Source organism: Chryseobacterium panacisoli, from assembly GCF_008274625.1.
Classification (GTDB): Bacteria; Bacteroidota; Bacteroidia; order Flavobacteriales; family Weeksellaceae; genus Chryseobacterium; species Chryseobacterium panacisoli.
Map to the genome: position 1 here is coordinate 562,485 of NZ_VTRU01000001.1, position 15,294 is coordinate 577,778.

A 15,294-nucleotide genomic window follows, 5' to 3' on the forward strand; every position below is an offset into this window, starting at 1 on the left:
CTTAAAATAATGTTAGTCCTGCTTTTTATTAAAGCTTCTCTACTATTGATCATAATTTCCCCATCAGTTTTTTCTTTTGTTCAAGAAATTCTTCTTCATTTAAAACTCCGGATTCTTTTAACCTTCCCAGCTGTTCGAGCTGATCTAAAACACTGGGTTCAGATTTGCTCTGAATATGTTCTTCCGGACGGGACATGAATTCTCTTACCTTTTCACAAAACAGCTCTGCATGGTACTTTCCTACTCCATCAATCTCTACAACATCATCTGTAACCTGAATATCTATAGAAGCCAGTAAAAATGCTGTTTCATATTGTATTGAGCTTATTTTGCTGTAAGAAAAGTCTTCTACTTTCAACCCGTACATAAATTCCTTATCTACAAAAATTAATCTTCTGTCTGTAGCTACTAGAATAATATGATGATTGTTTATTTTATTTCTGCCTTCAACGAGATAGACAATTTTTTCGTCTGCTGAAAGAATATCCGGCAGCTCATGAATTTCTTTTCTGGCAAATATGGTAGGGCTGATATCCAGTTTTTTAAGTTCTTCTCTTATTTCGTCAAGTCTTGATTTTTCACTCATAGTAACAGTTTATGAGCCTAAATTACTATTTCTTGGGAAAAGAATAATTTAATTTGACTAAAATATTAAGTTTCAGATGGAATTACAATAGAGCTGTGCAGGCAGTACACCTTCCAGCCTAATGTTTCATACAGCAGCTTCCCTTCTTCTGTTGCCACTAAAAGATTTTTTGAAAATCCTTTTGACAAAGCGATCTTCTCAAGTTCTTTCAATAAAAAAGAAGCAAGACCTTTCCTTTGATGATTTTTTTCAGTAATAATCCTATCGTATACTGCAACAGTATTTATAAGAGAGACACGGCCTATAGAAGCCTGTTCACCATTCTCTGCTACAATCCTGACAACAAAAGTTGTGTTGTACTCAGAAAATTCTAAGTGATACCCTTCTGCAAGGCTGATTTCCGGGAAATTCATCGGGTGGAAACAGGTCATCATATATCCCTGTGCCTGCAGTTTCCATCTTTCAGGGATTTTTCCTTCAAATTCTTCAGGAGAAGCAGATACTTTGAGATAAACCCAGGGCTCGTCAATTGAATCTGCAAGCTGGAAAAAATCATCATTAAGTTGAGGAAATACAAAACGTTCTTTTTGTGTTTCATCTCCTACCATCACGTGGAATCCGGATTTATACTGAACAGGAAAAGATACTTCTCTTGAGAGACACCATCCCTTAAGCCAATTTTCTACGATTTCTACTGATACTCTGTCCTTCATGATTCACTATTAAACGTTTTATTATAATTGCTCCAGCAGTTTCTTTTTCTGCTCTGCAAATTCTGCATCAGTCAAGATTCCACTTTCTCTCAGCTTTCCTAATTTTTCAAGCTGATTAAAAATTTCTTCTGATGACACTGAAACACTTTTGCTTGCAGAATTAATTTGTTTCGGAGATTGTTCCTTAGGATTATTATACATGGCTTTTATGGTGTCATAGAACTTCTCTGCATCTTCCTTATCCATATAGCATTCAAACTCAACTACTCTTTCGTCCAAATGCAGTTTAATGATCGGAGATCTCGGATCTGTTACAAAGCTTACCGATTGTATGGTTTCATTACGATAATCATTAATCTTTGCTGCACCAAACATTCCTTTTGATACAGAAATCATTCTTTTTGGGGTTGCTACCAATACTCCAGCATCCAATGTATTGACAAACTGAGCATCTGTAATGGCAATTATTTGTTCCTCTTCAGAAATCAGATAAGGCAGTTCTTTGATCTCTCCTTTGGTAAACATGGAAAGATGGGCATTCAGCTTCTCCAGCTCAAATTTTATTTTGCGTTGTCTCCTTTTATAAACTTCTTTTGAAATTTGGCCTGAATCAGAATCTATCGTTACGGGAAGAACTTGGTTTACTACTGCTACTGGCGGAACAGGTTCTGTATTCTCTGTTTTCAGCATTTCATTAATATCATCAATACTAAATTTATTAAGATTGTACAGCAATTCTTCATTGATATTGCTTGTTTGATTCAAACATTTGTTGCATAAAACATTTCCATCTGAAAGCTTATTAGCTCCCAAAAGTGTATCCATGGAGGTCAATTCTGCTTTACACAATGCACAATTATTACTCATTTTTTCTCTTTTATAATTTATCAAGCAATTTTTTCTTTTGTTCGGCAAATTCAGCCTCTGTCAGTATTCCGGTCTCTCTGAGTTTACCCAGTTTTTCCAGCTGCTCAAAAACCGCTCCGGAATCTCCTGTATCAGTAGTATAAACATTTTCCTGAACCAGATCCGGAATTGTTTGGGAAAATGCCTGCAATGGACCTGAATCCCTTCTCAATTCGTTTTCAGAATAAGCTGTACCTCTGTTTTTGACACTGGAAAATGCCCTTCCATCGTTTTTATTATGCAGTTTAAACTGTGCATTACCTTTATAGGAATTGATTTGCAGAATTGAATACAAAAGGTTTTCAACATGATCAATGGAAGAGATATCCTGAAGGGGAAATTCGTTCTTTGCAACTCCACCCAGAAACTTTTTATCAATAAAAGCTACCCTTTTCTGTGTTGAAAATATAATCCCTTCCCTGTTGTTTTGAAGATCAATTCCTTCCGCAATAGCCAGCAATTTTTCATCTTTGTCCAGAATATTAGCCAGTTCATTCACTTCTTCATTAGCAAGAACACTGAGTCTTGCATTAAGAGCAACAATTTGATCTTTTATTTCATCCAGCCTTGTTGGTGCATCATATCCGTAATGTTTATTTCCTGCATATTGAGAGTCTCCGGTATTTTGGGTCGCATCAATTTTGCTTTTCAGAATCATTCCTGTAATTTCTGCAAAATAAAACTGATCAAGATTATGGATAAGGTCTCTGTTGATAGTAACGGCTTTAGTAAAGCATCCGGCACACAAATAACCACCGTCAGCAAGTTTATTTTTGCCTACAGCCATATCTGTTGCCGTTAGTGGTGTTCCGCACAATGCGCAAATGGAGTTCATCTGGTTTTATGTTTAAAAGTTTTTTAATGGATATAGAGCATAATTTTCACTCTGCTTATATACATCAATCCAAATTACAAATTCTGAGTTGATTTTAAGGATCAAAAATATTTAAATCTTAACGTCAATCAAAAAAATCAGCCACAAAAAAGTTTTTGTGGCTGATTTTTCTTTTATATATCCCAACATCAGATGACAATCTATTGGGTGATTTGTAAAATGTTATACTCCTAAGAATTCTTCCAGAGAAACGGTTTTCTTTTCACCGGCTTCAAGATCTTTATAAGTAACGGTGTTATTTTTAATTTCTTCTTCACCCAGGAAAACCATATTTTTTATCCCTTTCTTTTCTGCGTAAGTAAACTGCTTATTGATTTTTGCATTTTCAGGATATAATTCTGCTGAAATTCCTTTTGCTCTTAGCTGCATGATCAGTTTTAAGGCTTCTATTGTTTCTTCTCCTCCAGCATTGGCAAACAAATATTCAATTTTGGATGATGCTTCTTCAGGGAAAAGATTCAATTCCTCCATTACCAGATAAATTCTGTCTAGTCCGAATGAAATTCCTATCCCCGGAATATTTTTAACTCCAAAGACTTCTGTAAGGTTATCATATCTGCCTCCACCGCCGATAGATCCCATAGCAACCTCATCTGCTTTTACTTCAAAGATAGCACCAGTATAATAATCCAGTCCTCTTGCCAGGGTAATATTGAATACAAGGTTTTGCATATCAACACCAAGACTCAGAGACTGTGTAAGAACATACTCAAGTTCTTCTACTCCTTTCAGACCAATTTCATTTCCTGCAAATTTTTCTTTCAGTTGAAGAAGGTTTTCCAACGCATCGTCAGACTGGCTGAACAGGAAATCCAGCTTATCAATAGATTCCTGAGAAATTTCTCTTTCCAGTAGTTCTTTAACCACGCCTTCTTTACCAATCTTATCCAGTTTATCTAATGCTACAGTAAAGTCAATAAGTTTATCAGTAATTCCTGCATATTCTGCCAATCCGGAAAGGATCTTTCTGTTGTTCATATGAATCGTAACAGGAACTTTCAGATCAGCAAATGATTTTAAGTATAACTGAACCAGCTCTACTTCCTGTAATAAGCTTTCACTTCCTACCACATCTGCATCACACTGATAAAATTCTCTGTATCTTCCTTTCTGAGGCCTGTCAGCTCTCCAAACCGGCTGGATCTGGGAACGTTTGAATGGAAATGTCAGTTTCCCATGATTCATAGCTACAAATCTTGCAAAAGGTACGGTAAGGTCATAACGAAGAGCTTTTTCTGAAATTTGAGAAACAAGTTTCTGATGGTTTTTATTGTCCCAGTCTTCCTGATTAACTTCAGAAGTATAATCTCCTGAATTTAAAATCTTAAAGATCAAACGGTCTCCTTCTTCTCCGTACTTCCCTGTCAATGTAGAAAGATTTTCAAAACTTGGAGTTTCCAATGGCTGAAATCCGAATAATTCAAAATTATTCTGTAGAATATTGATGATATATTTTCTTCTGGAAACTTCCTGTGCCGTAAAATCTCTCGTCCCTTTTGCTAAACTTGGCTTCATTTTTTATATGTCATTTTGATAAATACAAAAGTACGGAATTGCATGGACTTTACACAGCATAAAAGCTGAAGAAACAATCTTCCCCAGCTTTTTGCTGTTGTGTAATCAATTATTCTGAAAAATCAGACGCTTTCAAGAATCTCAAGAATTTCTTCACCATAATTTTCAATCTTATGCTTCCCAAACCCTTTGATCTCCAGCAATTCTTCTTTTCTGGCTGGTTTATACTTGGCTACAGACATCAGCTCTTTATTGCTGGCGATGAAATAGGTAGGAAGATTCTGTTCCCGGGCTTTTTCAGACCGCCAAAGCTTCAGTGCATCCAATATCTTTTCTTCATCTGCATTCAGGAAATCATTCTCTGCAGAATATTTAATTGCTTTGGGTTCTTTAACTGTATTTTTGGTGAGTTTCAAATCTTCAAAATACAATATTACAGACCAATACCGCTCATCACTTACAAAAGCTGTTTCTACTTTCATAATCTCATTGGCTTCCAGGAAATCATCCAGCATTTTCTGATCTATATAGAGAAATTCTTCCGGAAGTCTTATTTTAAAAACTTTTACTTTCATCATTTGTGTTTTTAGAATTATTTCCCTCCTAATAACAGGATCTCGTCTACGCGAATTTCTGTGATATAGCGCTTCACCCCGTCTTTGTCATCATAGGATCTATAGATAAGCTTTCCCTCTATGGCAATTTCTTTTCCCTTGGAAACATACTTCTCAAAAATTTCGGCTGTTTTCCCAAAAGCAATAAGATTGTGCCATTGCGTTTCTTCTACTTTTTCTCCTTTGGCATTCGTGTAATGATCACTTGTTGCCAAGGATACACTTGCTTTTACATTTCCGTTATCGAAGTTTACCATTTCAACTTCTTTTCCTGTGTAACCAATTAATGTTACTTTGTTTCTTAGTGACATAACTTTTAGATTTTAAAGATTAATAATTCAGATAAGAGACGTTCACTGTTTTTCTCAAATCTCTGTTGCAAAGATTGCGATGTTATCAATTCTCAGTCGGTTATAAACTATTTAAATCCGTTTGTAGTCGTTTGTAAATGGATAATAAAATAAATAGAATTCTGTAAAAACAATGTTTATTAAGCTTAAAAAAAAAATAATCGTCACTTTTAAAGTAAAAATTAATGATGAAAAACTATGCCCTAAAATATTTTTCTCTCTTAAAAAAACATTGAAAAACAGATGCATTAACAAGGTTTTTTCTATTTAATTTAATTTTTTTTTGCAAATTTGTAAAAATGTCTGATATGCAATAAAGAAAAACTCCGTACAGTAAGAAAGATGAAAGGATTCACCCAGCAACAAATGGCTGAAGTGATTCCCACTGACGTTTCCAATTATAGCAAAAAAGAAAGCGGTGCTGTATCTATTACACAGACAGAATGGAACAAACTCGCCAAATTTCTCGAGGTACCTATTGAGGAAATTTACGAAGAAGAGGAAGCAAAATTTATCTTCGAGAATCCTGTTTTTAATGATAGCTCTGCAGGTAATATTGGCAATAATAATACTACTAATATAAATAATGAATTAAGCATAGAAATCATTAAAACGATGCAGGAATATATAAGTCTGTTGAAAGAAGAGATCGAAAGGCTTAAAAAATAGAAATCATAAACTAAAATATTGAAGTCAGAATGGAATTTTTCTATTCTGACTTTTTTTTACGGCAATCATTATATTAAATGAATAAAAAAGTCCTCAACAAAATTATTGAGGACCTCTCTACTTAATCATCTAACTTAGAATTGAAATTTATGGTTTTTCACATTCTACAATACTTTTAACCTCTGTCCCGATTTGTACAACTCTGCTGAACTTCAATCTTGATCTTTCCAGAAGATCTTTAAATTCGTTCAATGTTCTTTCTCTTCCGGTAAGACATGCCATCATTACAATATCAAATAACTTTGAGATATGGGGCTCATTTTTGCTGTCATCGGGAATAACTGCATCTACAATCAATAATTTGGCTCCCTGGGGCATTGCATTGTAACAGACTTTTAGAATTTGTACACATTCATCATCATTCCAGTCATGAATAATCCATTTCATGGTATACAGATCTGCTCCTGAAGGAACTTTTTCAAAAAAACTCCCTGTAGCAACTGTGCACCGGTCTTTTAAATTTTCCGGAATAAGCTGAAGTGTTTTTTCAGTAACGTGGGCTTCATCAAAGATAATTCCTGAACTTTCAGGTGATGCATTCAGCATCGCATACATCATTGCGCCATTACCTCCGCCTATATCTACAATTGTTTTATAGGGTATAAAATCATAGTTTTCTACAATACCATTCAAAACCATTCCGGACAAACCAGTCATTCCTCTTCCGAAGTTTGCACCCAGCTCCGGATGTTTTTTATAATATTCCCAGATATTCATCCCATGAACGTGTTCAAAAGGAACTTTACCTTTCTGAACAGCATAAATAAGGTCTGCAAAACCGGGAAAATGTTCTCCCACATTCGCTATAATAAAATCTTTTACTGTTCCGGGAACACTCGTTTGCAAAGCTGCTCCGAAATCATTTAATGCAAAAGTCCTGTTGTCCAGTTCTTCAAAAATACCTTCACTGCTGAGGGCTCTCATAATCCGGTACAGTTCTTTTTCGTTGGAATGGGTTTCTGCAGCCAATGCAGAGATTGTTTTGGGCCCATATGCCAGCTGGTCTGCAATATTAAGCTCCGCAGCTGTTTTTACACAGCCCACTAGCCACATCCGGCTCAAAACTTCAAACATTTTAAAAGTAAATTCCGGTTTAACGGGTTGTTTTTTCATAGTACTAGTTTTTAATTTATTTTTAAACAATAATAGTATCAAATTTATAAAAAAACACAATTACGTGAAATAAAAACACAATTTAATCACATGAAAACAAGACAGTTAAATACAATAATTTAATTTAATAAGTGAATTATCATTTTATAATATTGACAAATACTACTTTTTCCGAAAGAAATAATATGAAATAAAATAGTACTTGTAAATGCTCTTAAAAATTTATTTATGAAATAATTCCTAACCTTTTGACAAAATTTAACATGAATGATTACTCCTGTTATATAGCTATCCATTTACAAACGGATAATTCCGTATCTTTGTCAAAATTCATCTATGAAAAGGAATATCAATATTTTTGAATTCCCTCTCAATTTGGGACTTACAAAGAAGGAACATGAGATAGAACCGGGCGTTCGAAAACTTCCGGACTGGCTCAGAAAATTTGATTTTCATCGTAGAATTACTCCTAAAAAAATTTTCAGACTTGATGCTCCGGAATATTCAATGGACTTTGATGAGGAGTCAAATGTCAGAAATGCAGATCCTATTATTGAATATGCCAAAAAACAGGCTGAGTATATTGTTAAAAATTACGAAAAGAATACATTCAATATTATTCTGGGCGGCGATTGCAGCATCCTGATTGGAAATGCCATTGCTTTGAAAAAACTGGGAAACTTCGGGCTCTTTTATCTTGACGGGCACACAGATTTTATCCCACCAGAACTTTCAGAAACCGGAGGTGCAGCAGGAATGGATCTCGCCATCATTACCGGAACCGGACATGAGAAACTGACCAATATTGATGGTTTAAAGCCTTATTTAGCTGAGGAAAATATTTTCTGCTGCGGAAATGCAGAAACAGAGGATGAAGAATATGTTAATCAAATTATCTATTCCAATATTCATTATTATGATCTTTACCGTCTCAGAGAGAATGGCTTCAGGAAAACTGCTGAAAACTTTCTGAAAATGGTGAATGATAAAGATCTGGACGGTTTTTTCATTCATTTTGATGTGGATATTCTGAAAGATGAGATAATGCCGGCTGTAGACAGCAGAACAGAAGACGGAATCAGCTATGAAGATCTCAGAGAAATACTGGAAACTTTATTTGAAAGTCCATTGTGTTTTGGGATAGAGATTACTATTTTAGATCCTGATTATGATGAAACCGGAATGTATACCCGTCCATTTATAGAAAATTTAATTCAAATTATAAAAAATAAAGAAGACTAAATGAAGAAGACCATAAAAAGAACATTCAGAGTTTCCAAGTATGTAATCTACAAAGAAACGCTAGTTGATTACAAAGAACATTTCTGGTCATTTTTGGGTGCATTCTTCGGAATTGGGATCATTGCATTTATCCAGTCTCATTCGTTAGCAGAAACTGAGAATATATTCCTGATCGGCTCTTTTGGAGCCTCAAGTGTTTTGATTTACGGAGCCATACAGAGCCCGCTGGCACAACCCAGAAATCTTGTAGGCGGACATGTACTGTCTGCATTGGTAGGGGTTACAGTTTATCAGTTTGTTCCGGATATTATCTGGCTTTCTGCTCCTTTGGCGGTAGCTTTTTCTATAGTATTGATGCAGTACACCAAAACCCTGCATCCGCCAGGTGGTGCTACTGCCCTCATTGCCGTAAGCTCTACCGGTAAAATTCCGGAATTGGGATATTGGTACGTTCTCTCCCCTGTTCTGTCAGGTTGCATTATTCTTCTGATTGTAGCATTATTTTTTAATAATATTACTCCCAACAGAAGCTATCCTACTCACAGCATGTTTAAAAAACTGTTGAAGAAAAGACACACCCATCACTTAAAATAAAGATCATGAATTGTCTGGAATGTGGCGAAAAAATCATCGGAAGGTCTGATAAAAAGTTTTGCAACGATGCCTGCCGTAACGCCTATAACAATAAGCAAAATAAGGATTCTAACAACCTGATGCGGAATGTGAACAACAAACTCCGCAAAAATTACCGCATCCTGATGGAAATCAATACTGATGGTAAAACAAAAGTACCCAGATCCAGGATGGATGGCCTAGGTTTTGATTTTGATTATTTCACCAACCTGAAAGTCTATAAAAACGGTTCTGAATACAAGTTTATTTATGATTATGGCTATAAACTTCTGGAAGATGATTTTATACTGATTGTAAAGAACCAGGCATAGCCCCTACACCTTAAAGAAAGTATTATGAAAGAAGTTGTTCTGATCACCGGAGCCAGTGGCATGATCGCCAAAGAACTGGCCAAAAAGATGGGCAAGGAATATGAAATAAGATTTCTGACCCGAAAAAAAGAACATGATCATGAATATGAATGGGATATCAGAAAAGGAAATATAGATGAAGCAGCTCTGGAAAATGTCTCTCACATCATTCATCTTGCCGGTGCCAATATTTCAGAAAGGCGCTGGACTCCGGAAAGGAAAAGAGAATTGATCTCAAGCCGCATTGATTCAGCAGAATTACTCCGCACTGCTTTAAGAAAAAATAAAATCAAGCTTAAGTCTTTTATTTCAGCTTCAGGAATTAATTTTTATGGTACTGAAACTTCGGAAAAGATTTATACTGAAAGTGATCCTCCAGGCAATGATTTTTTAAGTGAAGTTGTAGTTTTATGGGAAAGAGCTGCAGACGCTTTCAAAGAGCAGGGTCTGGCAGAAAGAGTGGTGAAAATAAGAACTGCTGTTGTACTCTCCGAAAAAGATGGAGCTTTAAAGAAAATGATACCTCCGATTCAATATTATATAGGATCACCTTTAGGAAGCGGGCAGCAATATATGCCATGGATTCATGTTGAAGATATCTGTTCTATTTATGAGTTTGCTTTAAAAAACTCAACAATGGACGGAGCTTATAATGCTGTTTCTCCTCAACATGCTACTAATAAAGACCTTACAAAAAAGATGGCCAAAATACTTGAAAAACCTTTATTCATGCCGAATGTTCCGGGATTTGTCTTGAAACTCATCTTCGGAGAGCTGGCTACGGCCATACTGGAAGGTTCCAGAGCTTCTTCACAGAAAATTCAGGATGCTGGTTTTCATTTTAAGTTTCCTGATTTAGAAAGTGCTTTAAAAGATTTATTAAAGAAATAGCTGCAAGAATTTAATTAAAAAATATTTCAACTTTTATTCTAATGAAAAACCCCAATATCACCTTATTAAACACAGAAATCCTTTCAGACAACTGGTACACTTTAAACAAGGTCACCTATTCTGCTTTAAAAAAGGATGGAACTACAGAAACTCAGAGCAGAGAAGCTTACGACCGTGGAAACGGAGCGGTTATTCTTCTGTACAACAAACTTTCAGATACCGTTATTCTCACCAGACAATTCCGGCTTCCGACTTATATCAACGGCAATGAGACAGGAATGCTCATTGAAGCCTGTGCAGGGCTTTTGGATAATGATAATCCTGAAGACTGTATAAAACGCGAAACAGAAGAAGAAACGGGTTATAAGATTTCCAAAATTGAAAAGGTTTTTGAAGCTTATATGTCGCCTGGATCTGTAACGGAAATCCTCTATTTCTTTATTGCAGAATATTCAAATGAAATGAAAATTACAGACGGCGGTGGATTGGAAGAGGAAGGTGAAAATATAGAAGTTCTGGAACTTTCTTTTGAAGAAACTCTGAAAATGATTGATACTGGGGAAATTAAAGATGCCAAGACCATTATGCTTTTGCAGCATTTACGAATCAAAGGAATCATGTAGAATTAGAACATCATTGATAATTGATTGATGATCAATGATGAGCAAGAGGTATATTTAACAGATCAGAGAAGTTTTGGAAGAGTAAATTACATTCACGAGACTTTACAATAATCCACGAATGATGAAATTGTTGGGACTAAAAATCATTAAAGTAACAGCTGTATTTTCAGTTTTGATTTTCAGCATTCTGATGCTGAAAACGATTTCCCAATATACATCGTTTGATAAAAACATCGGATTTCTGGCATTTAAGCAGCAGGTAGTCGGCAATCCGTACTGGATGGCTTTCTTTTACATTCATATTTTTTCTATTACGCTTTGCCTTCTGGCTGGCCTTACGCAATTTTCCAATCGGTTTTTAAAGGAAAACAGAAACCTTCATAAGATCATTGGGAAAATATACGTTTACAACATTCTGATCATTAATGTTCCGGCATGCTTTGTCCTGGGATTGTTTTCCAATGGAGGCCTTACCGGAATTACAGGATTTCTGATTCAGGATATTCTCTGGGCTTATTTCACTGTTGCTGCTGTACTTTCTGTTAAAAAAGGAAATGTTATCAGGCATAGAAATTATATGATGTTAAGCTATGCGGTAACCACGACGGCAATTACTTTCAGAATCGTTAAGAATCTGTTGTATAATGAAGCACATCACGATTATGAGCTTTTTTATGGACTGAATGTATGGGCTGCCCTTTTGATTAACCTTTGCATTGCATATGCAATCCTCAGAAAAGATCGTTTGCTAACGGGAAAAATCAAGAGTGGAAAGGAAAATATAAATACCGAGAAATGATACCAGAAAAAATGCTGCCAGAAATATGAAAGCATTAAAAAGTAATTCATATTTATTATTCCGGGTCCATTTGCCGAAAAAACGCATGATCAGATAAGCGATTCCCCCAAAAACAGCAATAATGAAAAGAAGAAAAAAATAATATATCATGGTTTTTGTTTTAATTCATGTAAATCTATTATTTTAAATTAAAAAAAACAATCAAGAACAGAAGATCAGATCTATAAATATCTTTATTTTTGATCAGAATTGATGCTTAAAAAACTAATTTATGGAAATTAAAAACCTTGACCATCTTGTTTTAACTGTGGCAGACATTGATAAAACGATTGCATTTTATACAGATGTCATGGGATTTGAGGCCGTTGTTTTTGGAGAAAACAGAAAGGCGCTCATCTTTGGAAATCAAAAGATCAATCTGCATCAGAAAGGATATGAATTTGAGCCTAAAGCAGAGACTCCAACCTGTGGTTCTGCTGATCTTTGCTTTATTGCACAGACAGATATTCATGAGGTGATGGAAGAACTGAAACTGAAAAATATAAAAATCATTGAAGGGATTGTAGACAGAACCGGAGCTACAGGTAAAATAAAATCGGTTTATTTCCGTGATCCGGATCAGAATCTTATTGAAGTAAGCAATCACCATTAACATACACTACTCTATATCAGCCGTTTACTATTCATTTTAAAAGATTTGATGGACTACAATTTTTAAAATAAAAATCAGCAGTATAAAATTCATATAAAATTTGCAAAAACCATTGAGAAAATCTATTTAATCCTTTATTTTTTGAATTTAAAGCCTTAATTTTGCAGTGAAATTCAGAAAATCCGGATTCTTTCAACAGGTTATGTACATGAAAAAAATGATGATCGGGCTTGCTTTAGCCTTATCCATTACTATTTGGGGGCAAAAAACTCCTGCAAAAGCAAACAATCTGACACCCTACAGTTATCAGACTTTTAATTGTGATAATAAAGGGTACTTTGATTCGGCTAAATACAAAAAAGAAGAAATAGACGGAGTCAATAAGCTTTTGTACCAGTTCAATGGGGTTGTATTTGACACCCGCCCTGTTTTTAAACTTTCCCAGCTTGAAGAAATCCGCCAAAACAGAGAAGCTTACTTACAGGACCTTGAAAAGCAGTATGAGGAAAAGAAAAAGGAATTGTACAGCCTTAAAGTCATTGATCTTCCAAGATGGAAAAAATTAATGGAAGAAACCATTGATTCTTTTGAAAATGAATACCAGCTGAATAAAGAAGAAATCCTTGCTTATTCTGATCCTTCCACCCTTAGAAACAGTAAATATTACAATACCTGCAGAGAACAGATTGATGCCATCTCTTCTCCAGACAGAGAAAAGATGTTTATTGCATGGAAAAATTATACTGAGCTTAAGAGTAAAAATAATGCTGATCCGAAAAGCGTAATGGCAAGATTTGATGCCAAAATGAATGATCCGCAGAAAGAAGATTATGCACTGATAGACCTTATCGGTCTTGGCTTTCACAACTGTGCCAACAGCAGTTTCAGACAGAAACGTGAAGATGAGGTAACCTCTTACAAGGATTTTGATAAAATCTTTACAAAGTTGAAAAGAACTTGTGATGAGCCATAGGCTGATTCAAAAATTGAAAGATTTAATTATTAAAAATATAATAACAGTACTCAGATTGGGTACTGTTTTTTATTTGCTGATCTTTTATTGAGAACGGTTAAGAAACGGTTAAAAGAGGGTTAATAGCCTGTTATTTCTTTGTGGAAGCCACGATTACAATTATTTTCGTTTATATAAAACTAATTCCATGAAACTCATTGTTATTTTTCTGATCTTGTTATTTTCGATAGCAACGTCAGCCCAAAAGGGGCCCATTATCCTTCCTTTTTCCCTGGAAAATAATTCCGTTTACATCTATTGCAAAGTCAATAAAACTGACAGTATAAAATTTCTTTTCGATACAGGTGCCGATGGTTCCGTCATCAATATCAATGCAAAGAAAAAAATACCCCTTGCTATTGATGGGCAGTCTGAAAACAAAGGTTCAAACGGGGTAAATACCGTTGATTACAGCAGCCACAATACGGTGCAGTTTGGGGATATCCAGAAGAAAGAGATCCTGCTTACTCTTATACCCTATGATTCTGCCAATTTTGACGGGGTTTTCGGAACAGACCTTATGAAAGGAAAAATCATTGAACTTGATTATCATAAAAAAGAAATCCGGTTTTACGAAGAAAATGACCGGTCTATTGATTTAGCGGGATATGAAAGGCTAAGGCTTCACATGATTGACAACTATCCTGCTGTAGAAAGCAGTCTAATAATGAATGGTAAAGAATATTCAGGATTTTTCGGACTTGACAGCGGAGCGGATGATGTTCTTACGATAGCTTCTCCTTTTGCCGAAAATAACGGGTTGGCAAAAATGATGAAAACCATAGGCAAAGCTACAGCAAGAGGTTCTGATGGTTCAGTGTATGAAATGCCTGTAGTGCTTTGTCCGGCTGCAAAATTCGCCCAAAAATATCTTTATAACCTCCCGATTACACTCTCACGCTCTACAGAAGGAATTGATGCAACGGAAAAAATGGCGGGATTTTTTGGCAATCAGTTTTTAAAAAGATTTGACACCGTTATTGATTTTAAGAACGGATTTATTTATTTTAAACTTAATAAAAATCTGTATTCTGGGTTTAATTAACTCTAAGGGTTAACTATACAAATTCTACCTGTCTGTACCTACGATAATTTTTTCACTTTACAGTCTACGAAATAAATTAATAATGAATAAGTTATGGTTTTTTGAATTTAATTGCTTAATTTTGCACCCCGAAAATAAGGGTTAGAGATATGAAAAAAATTGGTGAACACAGAACACTTCTTGGAGTAGATAAAAATGTTACTTTAAAAGAATTAAAGACTATTTACAGAAATGTGATGAAAGATACACATCCTGATAAATTCATTAATGATGAAGCCGGAAAAATAGAAGCTGAAGAAAAAAGCAAGTCTGTGATTGAAGCATATCACTTTTTGGTAAGCATTAATTCTGAAACGCAGGATAAATATAAAGAAGAATACACAGAAACGACTACAAAATCTAATATTCAGGATTTTTATCTTGAAAAATCAATTTTGACTGTTCAACATTTGAATGGAAACATGTATGAGTATATGGGAGTTCCAAGAAATACCTACATCAAGATGGTCAATGCTGATTCACCAAGCCGTTTTGCAAGAAGACATATCTACGGAAACTTTGTCTACAGAAAGTCCGGAGAGGCTATGGCAGAATAATTTCTTTCAGATATAATATATAAAGGCTTC

The 15,294-nt window shown here is 35.1% G+C and carries 19 protein-coding genes; 11 read left to right on the forward strand and 8 right to left on the reverse strand.

Annotation, left to right across the window (positions count from 1 at the left end; genetic code table 11):
* Positions 1-49 precede the first annotated feature (49 nt).
* From FW781_RS02665 to FW781_RS02695, 7 genes are all read right to left on the reverse strand, one after another.
* Positions 50-586, reverse strand: a complete 537-nt coding sequence (locus FW781_RS02665) for a PH domain-containing protein (RefSeq protein WP_149387347.1) — start codon at positions 584-586, stop codon at positions 50-52.
* Positions 587-651: 65 nt separating this feature from the next.
* Entirely contained in the window at positions 652-1,299 is a 648-nt protein-coding gene (locus tag FW781_RS02670) for a GNAT family N-acetyltransferase (protein WP_149385997.1), read from the reverse strand.
* A gap of 21 nt (positions 1,300-1,320) precedes the next feature.
* Positions 1,321-2,166: a PH domain-containing protein gene (locus tag FW781_RS02675; RefSeq protein ID WP_149387348.1), complete on the reverse strand. Its 846-nt coding sequence runs from the start codon at positions 2,164-2,166 to the stop codon at positions 1,321-1,323.
* A gap of 10 nt (positions 2,167-2,176) precedes the next feature.
* Entirely contained in the window at positions 2,177-3,040 is an 864-nt protein-coding gene (locus FW781_RS02680) for a PH domain-containing protein (RefSeq protein WP_149387349.1), read from the reverse strand.
* A 222-nt stretch (positions 3,041-3,262) separates the two neighbouring features.
* The gene (gene hisS, locus FW781_RS02685; protein ID WP_149385998.1) at positions 3,263-4,615 is read right to left on the reverse strand and encodes a histidine--tRNA ligase; all 1,353 of its coding nucleotides are present in this window, start codon (positions 4,613-4,615) and stop codon (positions 3,263-3,265) included.
* Positions 4,616-4,737: 122 nt separating this feature from the next.
* Positions 4,738-5,193, reverse strand: coding sequence for an HRDC domain-containing protein (locus tag FW781_RS02690; RefSeq protein ID WP_228720123.1), 456 nt, complete (start codon positions 5,191-5,193; stop codon positions 4,738-4,740).
* Between the two features lie 14 nt (positions 5,194-5,207).
* Positions 5,208-5,540 carry a single-stranded DNA-binding protein gene (locus tag FW781_RS02695; protein ID WP_149385999.1) on the reverse strand — a complete coding sequence of 111 codons (333 nt, stop codon included), beginning with the start codon at positions 5,538-5,540 and terminating at the stop codon, positions 5,208-5,210.
* Between the two features lie 381 nt (positions 5,541-5,921).
* Between FW781_RS02695 and FW781_RS02700 the strand changes: the two genes are divergently transcribed.
* Positions 5,922-6,248: a helix-turn-helix domain-containing protein gene (locus FW781_RS02700; protein WP_149386000.1), complete on the forward strand. Its 327-nt coding sequence runs from the start codon at positions 5,922-5,924 to the stop codon at positions 6,246-6,248.
* Positions 6,249-6,395: 147 nt separating this feature from the next.
* Here FW781_RS02700 and FW781_RS02705 read toward each other — a convergent pair whose 3' ends face one another.
* Positions 6,396-7,421 (reverse strand): methyltransferase, encoded by a 1,026-nt coding sequence (locus FW781_RS02705; RefSeq protein ID WP_149386001.1) that lies wholly within the window; start codon positions 7,419-7,421, stop codon positions 6,396-6,398.
* A gap of 336 nt (positions 7,422-7,757) precedes the next feature.
* On the opposite strand from FW781_RS02705, the gene FW781_RS02710 reads away from it, so the two are divergent.
* The 10 genes from FW781_RS02710 to FW781_RS02755 all read left to right on the forward strand — a co-directional run bounded on the left by FW781_RS02710 (position 7,758) and on the right by FW781_RS02755 (position 15,264).
* Complete coding sequence (locus tag FW781_RS02710; RefSeq protein WP_149386002.1) at positions 7,758-8,663, forward strand: arginase family protein; 906 nt, start codon at positions 7,758-7,760, stop codon at positions 8,661-8,663.
* Complete coding sequence (locus tag FW781_RS02715) at positions 8,664-9,257, forward strand: HPP family protein (protein WP_149386003.1); 594 nt, start codon at positions 8,664-8,666, stop codon at positions 9,255-9,257.
* A gap of 5 nt (positions 9,258-9,262) precedes the next feature.
* Positions 9,263-9,607, forward strand: a complete 345-nt coding sequence (locus tag FW781_RS02720) for a hypothetical protein (protein WP_149386004.1) — start codon at positions 9,263-9,265, stop codon at positions 9,605-9,607.
* Between the two features lie 24 nt (positions 9,608-9,631).
* A complete protein-coding gene (locus FW781_RS02725) occupies positions 9,632-10,537 on the forward strand; it encodes a TIGR01777 family oxidoreductase (RefSeq protein ID WP_149386005.1) in 906 nt (301 codons plus the stop codon).
* 41 nt (positions 10,538-10,578) lie between these two features.
* Positions 10,579-11,160 (forward strand): GDP-mannose pyrophosphatase NudK, encoded by a 582-nt coding sequence (gene nudK / locus FW781_RS02730; RefSeq protein ID WP_149386006.1) that lies wholly within the window; start codon positions 10,579-10,581, stop codon positions 11,158-11,160.
* Between the two features lie 118 nt (positions 11,161-11,278).
* Positions 11,279-11,959 carry a DUF2306 domain-containing protein gene (locus FW781_RS02735; RefSeq protein WP_149386007.1) on the forward strand — a complete coding sequence of 227 codons (681 nt, stop codon included), beginning with the start codon at positions 11,279-11,281 and terminating at the stop codon, positions 11,957-11,959.
* Positions 11,960-12,230: 271 nt separating this feature from the next.
* On the forward strand, positions 12,231-12,611 hold the full coding sequence (locus FW781_RS02740) for a VOC family protein (RefSeq protein WP_149386008.1): 381 nt from the start codon (positions 12,231-12,233) through the stop codon (positions 12,609-12,611).
* 208 nt (positions 12,612-12,819) lie between these two features.
* Complete coding sequence (locus FW781_RS02745) at positions 12,820-13,584, forward strand: hypothetical protein (RefSeq protein ID WP_149386009.1); 765 nt, start codon at positions 12,820-12,822, stop codon at positions 13,582-13,584.
* A 187-nt stretch (positions 13,585-13,771) separates the two neighbouring features.
* A complete protein-coding gene (locus FW781_RS02750) occupies positions 13,772-14,668 on the forward strand; it encodes an aspartyl protease family protein (protein ID WP_149386010.1) in 897 nt (298 codons plus the stop codon).
* Between the two features lie 149 nt (positions 14,669-14,817).
* Positions 14,818-15,264 (forward strand): KTSC domain-containing protein, encoded by a 447-nt coding sequence (locus tag FW781_RS02755; protein ID WP_047425278.1) that lies wholly within the window; start codon positions 14,818-14,820, stop codon positions 15,262-15,264.
* The last annotated feature ends 30 nt before the right edge of the window (positions 15,265-15,294 follow it).